At 72.1% G+C, this 14,553-nt stretch carries 14 protein-coding genes; 6 read left to right on the top strand and 8 right to left on the bottom strand.

Features of this window, described 5'->3' with window-relative positions:
• Positions 1-194 precede the first annotated feature (194 nt).
• Positions 195-815 (top strand): YceI family protein, encoded by a 621-nt coding sequence (locus ACFVYR_RS09960; RefSeq protein WP_384249873.1) that lies wholly within the window; start codon positions 195-197, stop codon positions 813-815.
• A gap of 79 nt (positions 816-894) precedes the next feature.
• Positions 895-1,443, top strand: a complete 549-nt coding sequence (locus tag ACFVYR_RS09955) for a hypothetical protein (protein ID WP_384249870.1) — start codon at positions 895-897, stop codon at positions 1,441-1,443.
• A 27-nt stretch (positions 1,444-1,470) separates the two neighbouring features.
• Here ACFVYR_RS09955 and ACFVYR_RS09950 read toward each other — a convergent pair whose 3' ends face one another.
• The 5 genes from ACFVYR_RS09950 to ACFVYR_RS09930 form a co-directional block, all read right to left on the bottom strand.
• Positions 1,471-2,370, bottom strand: a complete 900-nt coding sequence (locus ACFVYR_RS09950; protein WP_384249867.1) for an alpha/beta fold hydrolase — start codon at positions 2,368-2,370, stop codon at positions 1,471-1,473.
• Positions 2,371-2,485: 115 nt separating this feature from the next.
• Positions 2,486-3,886 carry a hypothetical protein gene (locus ACFVYR_RS09945; RefSeq protein ID WP_384249864.1) on the bottom strand — a complete coding sequence of 467 codons (1,401 nt, stop codon included), beginning with the start codon at positions 3,884-3,886 and terminating at the stop codon, positions 2,486-2,488.
• A gap of 48 nt (positions 3,887-3,934) precedes the next feature.
• Complete coding sequence (cimA, locus tag ACFVYR_RS09940) at positions 3,935-5,539, bottom strand: citramalate synthase (protein WP_384249861.1); 1,605 nt, start codon at positions 5,537-5,539, stop codon at positions 3,935-3,937.
• 374 nt (positions 5,540-5,913) lie between these two features.
• The gene (locus ACFVYR_RS09935) at positions 5,914-6,159 is read right to left on the bottom strand and encodes a hypothetical protein (RefSeq protein ID WP_384249858.1); all 246 of its coding nucleotides are present in this window, start codon (positions 6,157-6,159) and stop codon (positions 5,914-5,916) included.
• 128 nt (positions 6,160-6,287) lie between these two features.
• Positions 6,288-6,896, bottom strand: coding sequence for a TetR/AcrR family transcriptional regulator (locus ACFVYR_RS09930; RefSeq protein WP_384249855.1), 609 nt, complete (start codon positions 6,894-6,896; stop codon positions 6,288-6,290).
• A gap of 293 nt (positions 6,897-7,189) precedes the next feature.
• On the opposite strand from ACFVYR_RS09930, the gene ACFVYR_RS09925 reads away from it, so the two are divergent.
• From ACFVYR_RS09925 to ACFVYR_RS09915, 3 genes are all read left to right on the top strand, one after another.
• Complete coding sequence (locus ACFVYR_RS09925) at positions 7,190-8,401, top strand: helix-turn-helix domain-containing protein (RefSeq protein WP_384249852.1); 1,212 nt, start codon at positions 7,190-7,192, stop codon at positions 8,399-8,401.
• A gap of 121 nt (positions 8,402-8,522) precedes the next feature.
• Positions 8,523-9,041 (top strand): hypothetical protein, encoded by a 519-nt coding sequence (locus ACFVYR_RS09920; protein WP_384249849.1) that lies wholly within the window; start codon positions 8,523-8,525, stop codon positions 9,039-9,041.
• Positions 9,038-9,238, top strand: a complete 201-nt coding sequence (locus ACFVYR_RS09915; protein ID WP_384249846.1) for a hypothetical protein — start codon at positions 9,038-9,040, stop codon at positions 9,236-9,238. The genes ACFVYR_RS09920 and ACFVYR_RS09915 overlap by 4 nt, the downstream gene beginning before the upstream one ends.
• A 189-nt stretch (positions 9,239-9,427) precedes the next feature.
• Here ACFVYR_RS09915 and ACFVYR_RS09910 read toward each other — a convergent pair whose 3' ends face one another.
• Genes ACFVYR_RS09910 through ureA form a run of 3 tightly spaced genes read right to left on the bottom strand, consistent with a single transcriptional unit; the run spans position 9,428 to position 12,908 of the window.
• Positions 9,428-10,474 (bottom strand): agmatine/peptidylarginine deiminase, encoded by a 1,047-nt coding sequence (locus ACFVYR_RS09910; protein WP_384249843.1) that lies wholly within the window; start codon positions 10,472-10,474, stop codon positions 9,428-9,430.
• A gap of 11 nt (positions 10,475-10,485) precedes the next feature.
• On the bottom strand, positions 10,486-12,207 hold the full coding sequence (locus ACFVYR_RS09905) for an urease subunit alpha (protein WP_384249840.1): 1,722 nt from the start codon (positions 12,205-12,207) through the stop codon (positions 10,486-10,488).
• Positions 12,204-12,908 (bottom strand): urease subunit gamma, encoded by a 705-nt coding sequence (gene ureA / locus ACFVYR_RS09900; protein ID WP_384249837.1) that lies wholly within the window; start codon positions 12,906-12,908, stop codon positions 12,204-12,206. Before ureA ends, ACFVYR_RS09905 begins: the two co-directional genes overlap by 4 nt.
• A 168-nt stretch (positions 12,909-13,076) precedes the next feature.
• Here ureA and ACFVYR_RS09895 point away from each other — a divergent pair, with 168 nt between their 5' ends.
• Positions 13,077-14,504: a cytosine permease gene (locus ACFVYR_RS09895; protein WP_384249834.1), complete on the top strand. Its 1,428-nt coding sequence runs from the start codon at positions 13,077-13,079 to the stop codon at positions 14,502-14,504.
• Positions 14,505-14,553 lie beyond the last annotated feature (49 nt).

Raw genomic sequence — 14,553 nt, 5'->3', positions numbered from 1 at the left:
GCGGGGAGAAAGCGCTGTCTAGACCTCACACCGAAGCTCCTGCATCCATGGGCCCCCACACCCCTCCTTCGAGTGACCCACAGAAGACACGCCGCGCTAGAGGTTGAAAGTTGAACAGAATCGCGCTACTGTCAATCTCGTTGAACATTCAACAGTAGCTCCCCATCGGAGCTCTCGTCCCCAAGGAGCACGTCATGGGCATCTTCGGCCGCAAGAACGACACCGCCACCACCGCCGCGACCCCGGCCGCACCCGCCGCGGTCAGCCCGGAGCTCGCCGCGCTGACCGGTGACTACACCATCGACCCCGCGCACACGACGATCGGCTTCGTCGCCCGGCACGCCATGGTCACCAACGTCAAGGGCTCCTTCCTCGACTTCACCGGCTCGCTGCACCTGGACGGCACGGACCCGGCCCGCTCGACCGCCTCCCTCGACATCACGATGGACAGCATCGACACGGGCAACGCCGACCGTGACGGGCACCTCAAGAGCGCCGACTTCTTCAAGACCGACGAGTTCCCCGCCATGACCTTCCGCTCGACCGAGGTGAAGGCGCTCGGCGGCGACGACTACCGCGTCACCGGCGACCTGACGATCCTGGGCACCACGAAGCCGCTCTCCATCGACCTGGAGTTCAACGGCGCGGCCAAGGACCCGTTCGGCAACGACCGCGTCGGCTTCGAGGGCAAGGCGGAGATCCTGCGCTCGGAGTGGGGCCTCACGTGGAACGCCGCGCTGGAGACCGGCGGCGTGCTCATCTCCGACAAGATCAAGCTGAACTTCGACATCTCGGCGATCAAGGCCGGGGCCTGAGCCGACCGCCCGCGCCACCCGCTCGGCCGCGCCACCTGCCCGGCCACGCCGCCCGAACCGTACACGCTACCGTTTCGCCGTGCCCGAGTTCATCCAGCAACTGCCCGCTCTCCTCGGCGTGATCGTCGGCGCGCTCGGCTCGTACGTGGCGATCACGCGGGGCGACCGCATCCGGTTCCGGCGGGAGCAGGCGGCGCGCTGGGAGGAGCGGCGGCTCGCCGTCTACACCGAGTACGCCCGGGTCCTGCGGCAGACCGTCAGCCTCACCTACCGGGTCGCCGCCCACCTCGGCAACGACCCGCACCCTCACCCGCTCACCCCCGAAGAGGCGGTGCCGCTCTTCACCCAGGCCGCCGAGGCGCGCGACCCCGCCGGAGAGGCGCTGCTCATGCTGGGCGCGCCGGAAGTGGTCGACGAGGCGCGGGCATGGGTGCTCCTGGTCATCCGGATGGAGCGGTTCCTGCGCGCGGACACGCACGACCCCGAGGCGTGGGGCGAACTCCTTGAGCGGCAGCGGGCCGCGCGCGAGGCGTTCTACGCGGCGGTCCGGCGGGACCTGGCGCTGCCGCCGGGGCATCCGGGGCGGTGGCCGGTGACGGATCCCCCGGCCGACCCCCGGACGGACTGACCTGGCCGCCCTCCCCGGTCGGACCGATCACCCCGTGCCGAGCGTGTGCCCCAGGATCGCCTTCGCCAGCGGCTCCTGCACCGCCGGCGGCAGCGAATGCCCCATGCCGGGAATCTCCACGAGCCGCGCACCGGCGATGACCTGGGCCAGATGCTGGGGATGCGGCAGCGGGAAGACGGGCTCGGCGGGGGCGGACACGACGAGCGTCGGGACCTTCGTCCGGGCCAGTTCGGCGGTGCGCACCATCCCCGAGGAGTCGGCGCGCCCATGGGCTGTCGAGTCCAGGTAGCTGCCCGCGTGCTCGATGATGCGCCGCTCAAGGTCCCTGAAGTACGCGGCGTCGAAGGGCAGTTGGTCTCCGCTCAGCAGACGCCAGTGCTCCACCCTGCGGTCCAGCTCGGCCTCCAGCCCGTGGTCCTCGACGGGGCGGGACCACAGCTCCAGGATCTCCGGCGCGATACCGGGCAGCTCCGCGACGGGGACGTGTACGCCGTCCGGCCGCACGTACGGCGTCTCGCTCAGCGCGCACGTGCCCATCAGGGTCGCGCTCAGCACCCGCTCGGGGTGGTCGGCGACCAGCAACTGGGCGAGCATGCCGCCCAGCGAGAGCCCCACGACGTGCGCGCGCTCGACGCCCAGGCCGTCCAGGACCGCCACGGCGTCTTGCGCCAAGTCGGTGACGGCGTAGGGGTTCTGGTCGAAGGGGCGGTCCGAGCGGCCCGTGTCGCGGTGGTCGTAGCGGATGACGTGGTGGTGGGCGGCGAGCGCCTCCACCAGCGGCTCGGGCCAGCCGAGCCCGGAGGCTTGGGCCCCCATGACGAGGAGCAGCGCGGGGGCGTCGGACGCCCCTCGCCGCTCGGTCCACAGCCGAACTCCCGGCGCGACCTCGACGTACTGCTCGTACTGCTCCTGAACGTGTTCCGGCACGAGTCATCCCCTCTCCGGGCGCGTATCCGCGCCCACTCTAAGACGAAACGTATCGTCTCGCATCAGGGCCGTGCGGTCAAGCGCCGGAGCCCGCGCCGCGGCCCAGGCCCCCGGCCTAGAACCCGCCGCCCCCGCCCCCGAAGTCTCCCCCGCCTCCGAAGTCACCGCCCCCGCCGAAGTCCCCACCACCGAAGTCACCGCCACCGAAGTCACCCGGGTCGAAGTCGGCGCCCGAGAAGTCGCCGCCCTCGTAACCGCCGCCGAAGTCGCCGTACCCCGAGCCGTAGTCGGCGGCGTAGGCGGGGGCCGACATCATGCCGCCGAGCATCGTGCCGAGCAGCAGTCCTGGCAGCAGGCCGCCGCCGAAGTAGCCGCCCGCCCAGGGCCCGTACGCCGGGCCCGCCTCCCAGTAGGGCCGCCGCTCGCCGGAGTCCGTGGCCACCGTCCGCGCCATCGGGTCCCGGCCGTCCGCGAGGCGGGCCGCGTCCGCCGCGCAGACCGGGACCGAGCGTTCCGGCGCGCCCGGGGGCGCCCACATGACGTCCTCGACCGAGGGGCCGTGCCGCGGGTCGAAGAAGCAGGGGGCCCGCCGCTCCGGCAGCTCGCGGCCCTCGCGGCGCGCGGCGAGCAGGGCCAGGGAGAAGCGTCCGTCCTCCAGGGCCTGGGTGACGGCCCGCACGTCCTCGGGGCCCGTCGCCGCGGCCATGTACGACTTCGCCTTCTCGTACGCGTCGAGCGCCCGCTCGTAGTCCGCGCGCATCGCGTCGTTCGCACCGGCCTCCGCGGGATGGAAGTCGAGCCGGTCAAGCTCCTCGCCGAACGCGGTGATGTCCTCGTCCACGACGACGGACAGCTTGTTCAGTGCCTCGCGCCGGCTCTCCTCGTGGCGCCGCTTCTTGCGCCGGATCACGGCGTACGCGCCACCGGCGCCGGCGACGACCACCACTCCGACGCCGATGACGGCGCCCGCCGAGACGCCGTCGTCCGCGCCGCCCCAGGACTGCGGGGCCCTGCCGCGCGCCTGCACCAGGGCCTGGCCGACGAAATGGTCGAGCTGGACGGCGGTGTCCTCGCCCTGGACCAGCGAGACGAGGTTCCTGACGGCGTTGCCCGTCAGGACCGAGCGGTCGGCCCGCGCGTCGAAGCCGCCGCCGAGCCGGACCGCGTAGACGCCGGTCACGCCGGTCTCGGCGCGCAGCCGCGTGAAGAGGCGCTGCTGCGGGAAGTTGTCCGGCAGCACGGCCACGAACACCGGCTTGTCGGCCTTCTTGATCTTTTGGGCGAGGGCGTCCGCCTGCGCCTCGGACAGCTGGTCCGACGCCGCGGGATCGACGTACACCGGACTCTTCTCCCAGGCGTCCGCCACGACCGACGCGCTGGAGGCGTTCGGCGCCACCGGCGCCGCCGAGACTCCGGGCGCCGCCGAGACCCCGGGCGCCGCGGTGAAGGATACGGCGCCCAGGACGAGCAGGAGCCCGGAGAGTCCTACGGTGATCCGCTTCGTCCGATTCTTCATACTTCGAACGTAACCCAGCGCGGACCCCGACGGAGGCTCGGGCGGCTGCTATTCCACCGGCTCGACCCCGGCCCGCAGCAGGCCGTAGGTGTACGCGTCCTCCAGGGCGCCCCACGACGCGGCGATGACGTTCTCGGCGACGCCGACGGTCGACCACTCGCCGACGCCGTCGGAGGTGGAGATCAGGACCCGCGTGGTGGAGGACGTGCCGTGCTTGCCCTCCAGGATGCGGACCTTGTAGTCGACGAGCTCCAACTTGGCGAGCTGCGGATAGATCCGCTCCAGGCCGACCCGCAGCGCCCGGTCGAGGGCGTTGACCGGGCCGTTGCCCTCGGCCGTGGCGACGATGCGCTCGCCCTTCGCCCACAGCTTCACGGTGGCCTCGTTGGCGTGCGTGCCGTCGGGGCGGTCCTCGACGATGGCCCGCCAGGACTCGACGCGGAAGTAGCGGCGGGCCCGGCCCTCGGCCTCCTCGCGGAGCAGCAGTTCGAAGGAGGCGTCGGCGGCCTCGTATGTGTACCCCTGGAGCTCGCGCTCCTTGACGCGCTCCACGACGCGGCCGATCAGCTCGCGGTCGCCGCCGAGGTCGACGCCGAGCTCCTTGCCCTTGAGCTCGATGGAGGCGCGGCCCGCCATGTCGGAGACGAGCATGCGGATGCGGTTGCCGACGAGGTCCGGGTCGATGTGCTGGTACAGGTCGGGGTCGACCTTGATCGCGGAGGCGTGCAGGCCCGCCTTGTGCGCGAAGGCGGAGACGCCGACGTAGGGCTGGTGGGTCGATGGGGTCAGGTTGACGACCTCGGCGATGGCGTGCGAGACGCGGGTCATCTCGCGCAGGGAGCCCTCGGGCAGGACCTGCTTGCCGTACTTGAGCTCCAGGGCGGCAACGACGGGGAAGAGGTTGGCGTTGCCGACGCGCTCGCCGTAGCCGTTGGCCGTGCACTGCACGTGGGTGGCGCCCGCGTCGACGGCGGCGAGGGTGTTGGCGACGGCGCAGCCTGTGTCGTCCTGGGCGTGGATGCCGAGCCGTGCGCCGGTGTCGGCGGCGACGGTGCCCACGACGGCCTGGACCTGGGCGGGCAGCATGCCGCCGTTGGTGTCGCACAGGACGACGACGTCGGCGCCCGCGTCGGCGGCGGCCCGCACGACGGACTTGGCGTACTCGGGGTTGGCGCGGTAGCCGTCGAAGAAGTGCTCGCAGTCGACGAAGACGCGGCGTCCCTGGGCGACGAGGTGGGAGACGGTGTCGCGGACCATCTCCACGTTCTCTTCGAGGGTGGTGCGCAGGGCCAGCTCGACGTGCCGGTCGTGGGCCTTGGCGACGAGGGTGATGACGGGGGCGCCGGAGGCCAGGAGGGCGGCCACCTGCGGGTCGTCGGCCGCCTTGGCGCCCGCGCGGCGGGTGGCGCCGAAGGCGACGAGCCGGGCGTGCCGGAAGGTGATCTCCTGCTGTGCCCGCGCGAAGAACTCGGTGTCGCGCGGGTTGGCGCCGGGCCAGCCGCCTTCGATGAAGCCCACGCCGAAGTCGTCCAGGTGCCGGGCGATGGTCAGCTTGTCCGCGACGGTGAGGTTGATGCCCTCGCGCTGCGCGCCGTCGCGCAGCGTGGTGTCGAAGACGTGGAAGGAATCGTCGGGTGCGCTGGTTTCCGTCATGCTGATCTGGCTCCTGTGTCGGATCTCGGTCTACCGGAATGACCGGCTCCACCACCCCCAATGATCCCTCGCGCTCCGTGTCCGGCTGCAGTTGGGCCGGGAAACGAAAAAACCCCTCGCGGGTGCGAGAGGTCTGCGCGCGGGTCGAGGCGACGGTGTCCGCCCGTACGTGATGGGTACGAGGCGGTCACTGCGGACCGGCGCGCCTGCTGCCAATAATCATGGCGAACGAGAGCACGACAGGCAGCTTGCCACGGTTCGCCCCCGTGCGGAACGGCGTCTCACGATGCGGGCGGCGCGTGCTCGCGCCGCCCGCTCCGGGTCGAACGTCAGCGCAGACGGCGTCAGCGCAGGCGGCGTCAGCGCAGGCGGCGTCAGCGCAGGCGGCGTATGAAGATGTCGTCGCCGTCGTTGGTGTCGCCGGGCAGCAGCGTGGCGTCGCCGGACGAGAAGGCGATCCGGCGGGCGTCCGCCGAGATGCCGCCCGGCGCGACCGTCGCCGTGGCGGCGCCGCCGGTGGTGTCCGGGGTGACGAGCGTGGTCGTGCCCGTCCTGAGGTCCCGCAGGTAGACGGGCCACTCCTTGCCGTACTGGCTGCCCGCCTCGGTGAGTTCGGACATGAAGGTCAGGCGGCGGCCGTCGGCGCTGATCGCGGGCGCCCGGGTGTAGGCCCTTGCCCTTGCCCGCAATGACGGGCTGCACCGGTGGCGCGGTTCCGCACGCGGAGGTCGAACGGCCTCAGCGGCTCTCAGACCTCCGCGCCGAGCGACCCGTCCAGGAAGTCCCGTACGTGCGTGAGGACTTGGGCGCGGCCCGTGCCCCGCAGCCCGATCGCCACGTGGATGGCGAAGCCGTCGAGCAGCGCCCTCAGCCGGGTCGCGAAACGGTCCGGGTCGACCGTCTTGAACTCGCCGCGCGAGACGCCCTCGGCGAGCAGCGCCACCAGGTCGCGGTGCCAGGCGCCCTCGATCGCGGCCTGCCGGTCGCGGGCGTCCTCGTCGGCCCCCAGGGAGCGGTTCCAGACCTCGAGCCAGAGGGTCCAGTGCGGGTCACCGGGGCCGTCGGGGACGTACAGCCCGACGTAGGCGTCCAGGCGGGCGCGGGCCGTGCCGGGGCGGGCGAGGAGGCGGCCACGCTCGGCGCCGAGGCGGCCCTCGCTCCACTCCAGGGTGCGCAGGAGCAGTTCGTCCTTGGTGCGGAAGTAGTAGAGGAGGTGGCCGGAGCTCATGCCGACCTCGCGGCCGAGCGCGGCCATGGTCAGCTTCTCCAGGCCGCGCTCGGCGATCATCTCCATGGCGGCCGCCAACACGTCCTCACGCGGCGGGGCGTTCTTCCGCGCGCGGGCCTGACCGGCCATGTCCGTACTCCTTGATCACACCTTCGGCTGCCGCCGGGAAGCAGACCCCGGCCCGCGCCCGCCGCACCACCGCGTCCGGCGCCCCATCTTAGGCACCACGCCCCACCACCCGACGAGCCGGACCCGCCCCGGCTCACGGCGTACGGCCAGGGCTTCTCCGGCGCGGCCTGCGCACCGGTGGGGTGGCCAGGCGGGCCCGGCCCGGCCCGCCGCCAATACCCGTGGCGCAGGCCCCCTTCGCCTTCGGGTGGAGGGGCCCTTTCGTCATGCTCGAATCGGCGTACCGTGACGGCGTGGCAAACGACGACCTCGGGCGAACTCTCCGACGCCTGCGCCGCCTGGCCTCCCTGACCCAAGAGGAGTTGGCCGAGCGCTCCGACGTGTCCGTGGACGTGATTCGGCAACTGGAGCAGCGCCGCAAACACTCGGCACGTCTGCCCACACTGCACGCCCTGGCCAACGGTCTCGGCGTGGAGCTGACGACGCTCCTGGGCGATCCGCCGGCTGTCTCGACGGGCGAGAACGACGGGCCCCGTTTCGTGGCAGTGCGCCGGGCCGTCATGCCTGCCCTGGGGGGCGCTGAACCCAAGGCACCAGGGCCCGACTTCTCACTGCCCGACCTGCGGGAGCAGATCGCCGAGGGCTGGACGCAGTATCACGCTGCTGAGTTCGACACTGTGATGAAGACCCTGCCTGGCATGATCACGGACGCGCGTACCGCCACAGCGGCGCCGGACCGCGTGGACCAGGGCGCCGGATTCGCGGCGCTGGGCAAAGTCCTGCAGCTGGCGGGACACGTCGCTGTGCGGATGGGGAAAACCGACCTCGCCCTGATCAGTCTGGAGCGGGCCATAGACGCGGCGGGCCGATCGTCCGACCCCCTGCTCCGCGCGATGATCGTCAACTCTGTGGCGTGGACGTACCAGCGGCAGGGCCGCCTCGGCGATGCCCTGGACATTGCCCTGCACGCCGCCGCCGACATCAAGAACGACGGGCGCACCGGTACCGCTGACGGCCTGAAGGTCTGGGGCGCGCTGACGATGTCCGCCGCTACGTCGGCCGCGCGCGGCAACGACTATGAGCGAGCCGCCTCGTTGATGGAGCACGCAGAGACGGAAGCGGCTCGCGTGGCCAAGCTGCCACAGAGCAGCGACAGCCGCATGGTCAGCGTCTTCAGCCCGTCCTCGGTACGCATCGAGCGCGTCCGCCTGGCCGTGCAGTACGGGCACCCCGAGGAGGCCCTGACTCTGGCGAAGGGGATGCGGCTGAGCAAGGACACTCCGCCGTCCTGGCGGACGTGGCTGTTGCTGGACGTGGCCCGCGCTCACACGGACCTCGGAGACGCTCCGGGCGCCGTAAAAGCCCTGGAGTCGCTTCGGCGCGTGGCGCCGACATGGATGCAGCACCACACCCTGGCGGTCGCCATCGTGCGCGACCTGTGGTCACTTCCCAACCATCCCGCCGGACTGCGTTCGTTGGCCGAATTCCTGGGGGGCGACGGGTAGCGTCGCGAAACTAGGACGCCACGCCACTGTCACCCTGTGCAACGCACCGATTCCATGAGTCGCACAGCGTCCCGGCGACCGCCCGACGGCCCCGGGGCATGGCCGACTGGTAGGAGTCGACATGGCCGACAGTATGGGCCGCGCCCTCAGCGCGGGACGTAGCGGATCACCGGCGCTGATGAGTGCCGCGTTCGACTGGCTGGCGCGCGCCCAGCGGGAGCCGCATCTGGCGCACCGGGAGTGGATGGAGCGCGGCGCCGCACTGATGCCGCTCGGCACTCGGTTCAACGCCGTGTGCTTGTCCGCACGGATCGTGCACGCGGGCGTCGACACCGATGACCCGGAGACGGTGGCCGCGGCGCTGGCCCATCTGCTCTGCGGCCCGGTCCTCCACCACCGACCGAAGCAAACGTACTACGCACTGACCGCACCGCATCCGCCCACCCTGTGGGCCCGCGCCGACGAGGCCCCGATGCTCGGCGCCGGTCACTTCCTCTCCGTCCCGGCCCCGGACATGCTCGGCCCGTACGGCCTGCACTGGGTCGTGCGCCCACGCATCGTCGGCGACCTGTGCCCGGTGCCGTCCGTCGCCGCCCTCGTCCACATCGCGATCGGCACGGGAACAGGGGGCCATCGGTGAACGCCGCCATCAAGAACATAGACCTGCGGCAGTACGAGCACGAGGTCTACGTGATCCTCCTCATGCACACCGTGGAGTGCGCCACCTGTGGGGCCGAGCAGGACTGTCCTGACGCGGCGTGCATCCGGCGCGTACTACGAGAGACACGGTTCGTCCTCCGACACGGCGACGAGTTCGCCGCGGCCGGCGATGAGTGAAGGCGCGCGGTTCTGCCGGCGCTGTGACGAGCCCATCTTGCCCGGGCAGGCCGTCGTGACGTACGTGAAGCCGTCGGTCTCGGTCGGCGGCTACGTCGTCATCGTGCACGCGGAGTGTCCGAAGCCGAAGCCGAAGTCGCCCCGGCGGGCGTGAGCCGGGGCCTTACCTCCCGTCGGAGACCGGCGCGCTCACCGGCCCGTGACCGCCGGCTGCTGCTGGGTGATGCAGTGGATGCCACCGCCCCCGGCAAAGATCGTACGGGCGTCGACGAGCGTCACCGTACGGTCGGGGAAGAGGCCGCGGAAGATGCCGGCCGCGATCTCGTCGTGGGGGTCGCCGAAGGCGCACAGGACGACGCCGCCATTGCAGAGGTAGTGGTTGATGTACGAGTAGTCGACCCAGCCCTCGTCGTCCTTCAGGACGGTCGGGGCGGGCACCTCGACGATGCGCAGGGTGCGCCCGCGCGCGTCCGTCTGTCCCTCCAGCGCCGCCACGACCTCCTTGCTGACCTCGAAGTCGGGGTGGGCGGGGTCGCGCTGGGAGTGGACGAGGACCACGCCGGGGGCGGCGAAGGCGGCGACGATGTCGACGTGGCCGAGGGTGCCGTAGCCGTGGCCGGGGTAGTCGGCGGTGAGGCCGCGCGGCAGCCAGATCGCCTTGGTCGTGCCGAGCTGGGCGTGGATCTCCGCCTCGACCCGCTCCTTGGTCCAGCCCGGGTTGCGCTCGGGGCCGAGCTGCACGGTCTCGGTGAGCAGGACGGTGCCCTCGCCGTCGACGTGGATGCCGCCGCCCTCGTTGACCAGGCGCGAGGTGTACGTCGGCGCTCCCGCGAGGTCGGCGACGTACGCGCCGATCTTCGCGTCGTGGTCCCAGCGGGCCCACTCCTGGGCTCCCCAGCCGTTGAACACCCAGTCGACGGCGGCCAGTCGCCCCTTGCCGTCGGTGAGGAAGGTCGGCCCGATGTCCCGCATCCAGGCGTCGTCGAGCTCGCGCTCCACCACCTCGATGTCCGGGCCGAGGAGTTCGGCCGCGTACACGGACTGGGCGGGCCCGCAGACCACGGTGACCGGTTCGAAGCGGCGTACGGCGCGGGCGACGTTCGCCCAGGCGAGGCGGGACTCGTCCAGGCCCGCGGGGTCGTCGAAGGTGGGGTTGGGGCACGGCCACGCCATCCAGGTGCGCTCGTGCGGGGCCCACTCGGCGGGCATGCGGAAGCCGTCGGCGGCAGCGGTCATGACGTACACCTTCAGAGGAAGTAGAGGCGGTTGAGGGAGACGGAGTCGGCGGGCTCGGAGCGGACCGGGTCGCCGTCGAGGGTGACGAGGCCGGTGCGCTGGTTCACGTCGACGGCTCCGGTACGGGAGTTCAGGCGCAGGTCGGCGGGGCCGATGCCACGGGTGCCCCGGACGGCGACGCGACGCCTGCGGGTGGGCATGAGGTCGTTGCCCTGGTCGACGGCGGCCTGCGCGACGAAGGCCACGGAGATGTCGGCGGGCACGGCGCCGTGGGCCCCGAACAGCGGGCCGAGCACGAGGGGTTCGCAGGTGTCGGTCGCGGCGTTGGGGTCGCCGGTGACGCCGTACGCGGGGAAGCCGGACTTCAGGACCATCTGCGGCTTGGCGCCGAAGTACTGCGGGCGCCAGAGCACGATGTCGGCCAGCTTGCCGACCTCCAGGGAACCGACCTCGTGGGCGAGGCCGTGCGCGAGGGCGGGGTTGATGGTCAGCTTGGCGATGTAGCGCAGGACGCGCGCGTTGTCGTCGTGCGGGCCGTCGCCCTCCATCGGGCCGAGCTCGGCCTTCATCTTCCCGGCCATCGCGAACGTACGGCGTACGGTCTCGCCCGCGCGGCCCATGCCCTGCGCGTCGGACGAGGTGATGCCGATGGCGCCCAGGTCGTGCAGGACGTCCTCGGCACCCATCGTCCCGGCGCGGATGCGGTCGCGGGCCATGGCGGCGTCACCCGGCAGGTCGGTCTTGAGGTCGTGGACGGAGACGATCATGCCGTAGTGCTCGGCGACGGCGTCGCGCCCGAAGGGCAGCGTCGGATTGGTCGAGGAGCCGATCACGTTCGGCACGCCCGCCATCTTCAGGACGTTCGGCACGTGGCCGCCGCCGCAGCCCTCTATGTGGAAGGCGTGGATGGTGCGCCCGTCGAGGACCTTCAGGGTGTCCTCGACGGAGAGGCACTCGTTCAGGCCGTCGCTGTGCAGGGCCACCTGCACGTCGTGCTCCTCGGCGACGCGCAGCGCGGTGTCCAGGGCGCGGGTGTGCGCGCCCATGTCCTCGTGCACCTTGAAGCCGGACGCGCCGCCCTCGGCGAGCGCCTCGATCAGCGGGGCGTCGTCGGAGGACGAACCCCGGCCGAGGAAGCCGATGTTGACGGGCCAGGCGTCGAAGGCGTTGAAGGCGTGGCGCAGCGCCCAGGGCGAGTTGACGCCGACGCCCCATACGGGCCCGAACTCCTGGCCGATGATCGTGGTCACGCCGGAGGCGAGGGAGGCCTCCATGATGCGCGGTGAGAGCAGGTGGACGTGGGTGTCCACCGATCCCGCGGTGGCGATGAGACCCTCCCCCGACACGATGGACGTGCCGGTGCCGACCACGACGTCGACGCCGTCGAGGGTGTCGGGATTCCCCGCTCGCCCGATGGCTTGGATGCGGCCTTCGCGGATGCCGATGGACACCTTGCGGATGCCCTGCACGGCGTCGATGACGACGACGTTGCTGATGACGACGTCGCAGGTGTCGCGAACTGCGGCGGCCTTCAGATGCAGCCCGTCGCGGGCCGTCTTGCCGAATCCGGCGAGGAATTCGTCGCCGTGCTTCTGGGAGTCGGACTCGACGCGGATCGTCAGGCCCGAGTCGCCGAGCCGGACGTGGTCGCCGGCGCGGGGGCCGTGGGTGGCGGCGTACTCGTACGGGGTGAGGCGGCGCGGTTCGGCGGCGTGACCTCCGGGGCGGCTCATCGCTGGACCTCCTGCTCGGTTGTTTCCGGTACGCCGAGGTAGCCGCAGGCGGCGGCGCGGCGCAGCGCCTCATCGCGGGCGCCCGGCGCGTCAAGCGGCCCGTCCACCAGGCCCGCGAATCCGATGGCGATCCGCTCGCCGCCGATGGGCAGCAGCCCGACGTCGAGGCTCTCGCCGGGCCCGAAGCGGACCGAGGAACCGGCCGGGACGGCGAGGCGCAGGCCGTACGCGGCGGCGCGGTCGAAGTCGAGCCGGGGGTTGGCCTCGAAGAAGTGGAAGTGCGACGTCACGGAGACCGGCACGGTGGCGGTGTTGCGCACGGTCAGCGTCACGGTGGGGGCCGGGTCGTCGTGCTGCGCTGCGGGCAGGAGCGCGCCGGGCGCCGCGTCGCCGAGGCCGGGGCCGATCGGGTCGGAGACCACCGCGAGGCGGGACCCGTCGTCGAAGACCGCCTCCACGTGCACCTCGGTCACCACGTCCGCGACGCCGGGCAGCACGTCGTCGGGGCCGAGGACCGCGCGGGCCCGCTCGACCGCCTCGGCGAGCCGGGCGCCGTCGCGGGCGGCCTCGCAAACCGTGTCGGCGATCAGCGCGGTGGCCTCGGGGACGTTGAGTCTGAGGCCGCGCGCCCTGCGCGAGCGGGCGAGCTCGGCGGCCCCGAAGAGCAGCAACCGGTCGCGTTCGGTGGGCGTGAGTCGCACGCGCCGTACCTCCCTGTTCCACATCCTGTTTCCGGCTTTAGAGCAACACTCTAACTACGAAATCCGCAAGCGGGAAGCATTGACGGATCAGGCCTTCGCACGTCACATTGAGCGCTGCTCAAATGTCGGGGCAACCATCGGGACCAAGCGAGCGTCAGGGGCACCCTCATGCCGATAGAACAGCGCGGAGTCGACACCATCCCGGACGGGGAGCGCACCAGCGGCCCCCGTGATCTCGTGTCGATCCTCATCGGCTCCAACCTCTGCCTGGGAGTGATCGTCTTCGGCTGGCTGCCGGTGTCGTTCGGCCTCGGCTGGTGGGAGTCGGTCGGCGCGGTGGCGGCGGGCACGGTGATCGGCACGGCACTGACCGCGCCACTCGCCCTGGTCTCGCTGCGCACCGGGACGAACCTCTCCACGTCGTCCGGCGCCCAGTTCGGCGTGCGCGGCCGGCTGGTCGGCTCGGTCGTGGGGCTGCTGCTCTCGCTCGGCTACACCGCGCTGACCATCTGGATCGGCGGCGACGTGATGGTGGGCACGCTGCACCGCCTGCTCGGCCTGCCGGCCGACGGCGTCTCGTACTCCGTGGTCTACGCCCTGCTCGCGGCGGCCACCGTCACGGGCGCCGTCCACGGCTACCGCGTGCTGCTCCGTCTCTCCCGCGTCCTCGCCGTCGGCATGACGGCGCTGCTGGTCCTCGGCGTTGTCGCGTACGGCCCCGATTTCACGGCCTCCGCGCTGCCCGGGGCGGGCGGCTACGCGCTCGGCTCGTTCTGGCCGACGTGGCTGCTCGCGCTCGTGGCGGCGGGCCTGTCGGGACCGATCGCCTTCATCACCCTGCTCGGCGACTACACCCGCTACGTCTCCCCCGCCCGGCACAGCTCCCGCAAGGTGCTCGGCGCGGCCTGGCTCGGCCTGATCGCGGGGCTCCTGATCCCCCAGCTCTTCGGCACGTTCACCGCGTACGCGGCGCGCGCCGCCCTCGACTACGCGGGCGGGCTCGTCGACGCGTCCCCCACCTGGTACCTGCTCCCGCTGCTGCTCGCCGCCTCCGCCGGTTCGGTCGGCAACGCGGGCCTGATGCTCTACTCCATGGGCCTCGACCTGGACGCGATCCTGCCCCGCGCGTCCCGTGCGCGGGCCACCTGCACGGTCGCCGTCGTCGCCACCGCGTGCGTCTTCGCCGGGCACTTCGCCTGGGAGGCGCAGGACGCGATGACGTCCTTCGTCCTGCTCCTGACGGCCATCGGCACACCGTGGGCGGTCATCACGCTGATCGGCTTCACGCGCTGTCGCGGGGAGTACGACGCGGAGGCCCTCCAGGTCTTCAACCGCCGCTCCAGGGGTGGGGCCTACTGGTACCGCTCCGGCTGGAACGTCCGGGCCACCACGGCGTGGGCGCTGGGTGCGGTGGTCGGTCTGCTCGCGGTCTCCCTGCCCTCGTACGAGGGCCCGCTGCTCTCCCTGACGGGCGGGGTCGACTGCAGCTTCCTGCTGTCGGGCGTGGTCGGCGGCCTGACGTACGCGACGCTGACCCGCCGCGCCTCGCCCCTGCCCCCGCTCCCCCTCACGGAGGAGCAGCCCCTGACGAGCTGAACGCCGCCCCCCGCGGGCCCGACGTGGCTGACGTCGCGCAGTTCCCCGC

Source organism: Streptomyces sp. NPDC058284 (assembly GCF_042881135.1).
Lineage (GTDB): Bacteria > Actinomycetota > Actinomycetes > Streptomycetales > Streptomycetaceae > Streptomyces.
The sequence above is the reverse complement of the archived record's forward strand: the minus strand, read 5'-3'. Positions and strand labels throughout refer to the sequence as shown.